The organism is Micromonospora sp. NPDC047707 (assembly GCF_040704235.1).
Classification (GTDB): Bacteria; Actinomycetota; Actinomycetes; order Mycobacteriales; family Micromonosporaceae; genus Micromonospora.
The window spans coordinates 1-2150 of the sequence record NZ_JBEYSU010000127.1 but is presented as its reverse complement, the minus strand read 5'-3'; the positions used below and the strand labels follow the sequence as shown (position 1 = coordinate 2150).

General features: G+C 62.6%; 1 protein-coding gene. It reads left to right on the top strand.

What is annotated here, in order from left to right; translation table 11 throughout:
* Positions 1-375 precede the first annotated feature (375 nt).
* On the top strand, positions 376-2058 hold the full coding sequence (locus tag AB0873_RS32335) for a hypothetical protein (protein ID WP_366604572.1): 1683 nt from the start codon (positions 376-378) through the stop codon (positions 2056-2058).
* Positions 2059-2150: the final 92 nt, after the last annotated feature.

Here is a 2150-nt window from a genome sequence, read left to right as displayed (position 1 = left end):
AGCTCGACGGATAGCATGAACGGGCCTCATCCCCGCCACAGTTGCAGTTGTCCACACAACGCGATCATGGCGGGGATGATCCATTTGTCGAGCACCCAACATCGACGTGCCTCGCCGTCACACAACGCCCCGAACCGGTTACCCGACAGTCTCTAAGCACGCCCGACGGCTCGAACCCGGGCACCTGAGGTCAGGGAATCTGCGCCAGCGCCAGGAGGCAGGAGGCAAGGAGCACCGCGGTCGCGATTGGCCAGGGCCCCCAGCGACGGGTTCGGGGAAGCCGGATCAGCGAGATCACGAGGCAGACGGCGCGCCGCACCGCGCCGTGTACGATCGGCGTCGTAGACCAGGGAGTCGAGGACAACGCTACGTGCCGTGTGCCTGAAGGCTCTCTGGCTCCTTTCTCTCTTCCTCTACCGACACAAACCGCCCTCCTACGTCCTTGAGCTTTTGCCATCGGATAGGGAGGCTGCAAGGGAAGTTTTCGTTCAGCAGGGTCAACCAGAGGACGACTGGTTTACAGTCGCGGGTCTTGCAACAAGGGCTGCGGCTCCCGATATCTTTGAGAAGCTCAAGTCCGCCGAGTATGGAGGATCCGAGCGTCTCGCCTTGGCCAACTATGGCTTTGACTATGCCATGGGGGAGTTCGATCCCAGCTTCGCGATCATGGCGGGTGAGGACGACCTGAATGACTTGATTCGGCTAGGCGTTCTACTCCGCGATCTTTACCATGACCATAAACGTTTGGCTGGACTGATCAAGAGTGATCCGGGAAGCATTCGAAGACGATTGGTTCTGATGTGCGTCGGGTTCGGCGCACATAAGCGGTCACCGACAATCTTACAAATCTCGCCGAGCCGTAATCCGCCACGCAGGACCCTGGGCCGCGCGTATGGACCCCGTCTGGTAAAAGTGGCGGTCATGTCAGGACCACCGATCGAGGGAAGCCCACATGTCTGGGCGCGGGATATGCGGCGACTAATCGAGGCGCGCCGGTATCGAGAAGCGGAGGAGGTGCTGCGCGAGGCGGCCCTGTCCGACCCGCAAGCCGCTCGCGAGCTGGGTCATTTGCTGCTTCAGGTGTCGTGGGAGGACACACCGCCTACTGGGTTCAGTCCTGGTGGTGCTTCGCCTGCCGAAAAGTGGTTGCGGCGTGCGGTGTCGGAACGACCGGATGACGTGCGGGCGATGGTTCTTTTGGCCGGGCTGCTCATGAGCCAATGTGATCAAATACTTGACGTTGTCGCCACATGGTCCATGCCCGACGACCGTTGGGAGGATGACGACGACCTCGAAGATGACGACGACGAGATCGACGACTGGAACGATCCCGATCCGGTCAGCGGTCCAGACTCGGCGCAGTACGCGGCCGAGATAAGGGCGTGGGAATCGGACCTGTCGCGCCGGGCCGATCAGGCACGGCACTGGTATCAGCAGGCGCTTACCTTCGACCCCGGCTGCGGGAGCGCTGCGAGCGGTTTGGCGTTCCTGCTCAGCCAAGCAACATCATGGCTGCCTGACACTGACCGTTCGAGTGTCACGGCCTCCGCGAAGCGGGCGTTGGAGATCAATCCGGTGGAGCCGGTCGCGATGTGGGTGCTGGCTGAGGCGACCGGCGACGACCGGCTGCGCCAGCGGGCGGAGGCTTTGAGCCCAAGGATCCCGCAGCCGAAGTGGAGACCGGCCAGCGCAGGCGGAACCGTCACACCGTTCGGCCATGGCGAGCTCAGTCGGTACTCCTACATAGTGGCAGAGACCCAGGTAATGATCAGCAACAGCGGGGACAGTGTCACCCGCTACGCCGTGCTGCGTGACTTGGAGCAGGCGCGCTGGTTTAGCCGGCGGTGCAACCTGATGCAGGATGCCGTGATGCACGTGTACGAGCGCGGCATCCTCACCACCCGCCACCGCGCTGTGATGGGCAAGGACATCGCCCAGATACTCGACGAACAACCCGCGGAGACCTTCACCGGTGAATCCCTTCCGGCCGGCCACCCGGTCCGCCACGACGGCGTGCCGCTGCACTATGGCATCAACGGTGCGTGGATGGCTGACTAACGATCTTGTGCGCAATTGGTAGGGCTGGTGAGCTGCGGTGATTCGGTTCCGGCTACCAGGTGACCATGCGGTCGGACACCAGCCCGGCAACA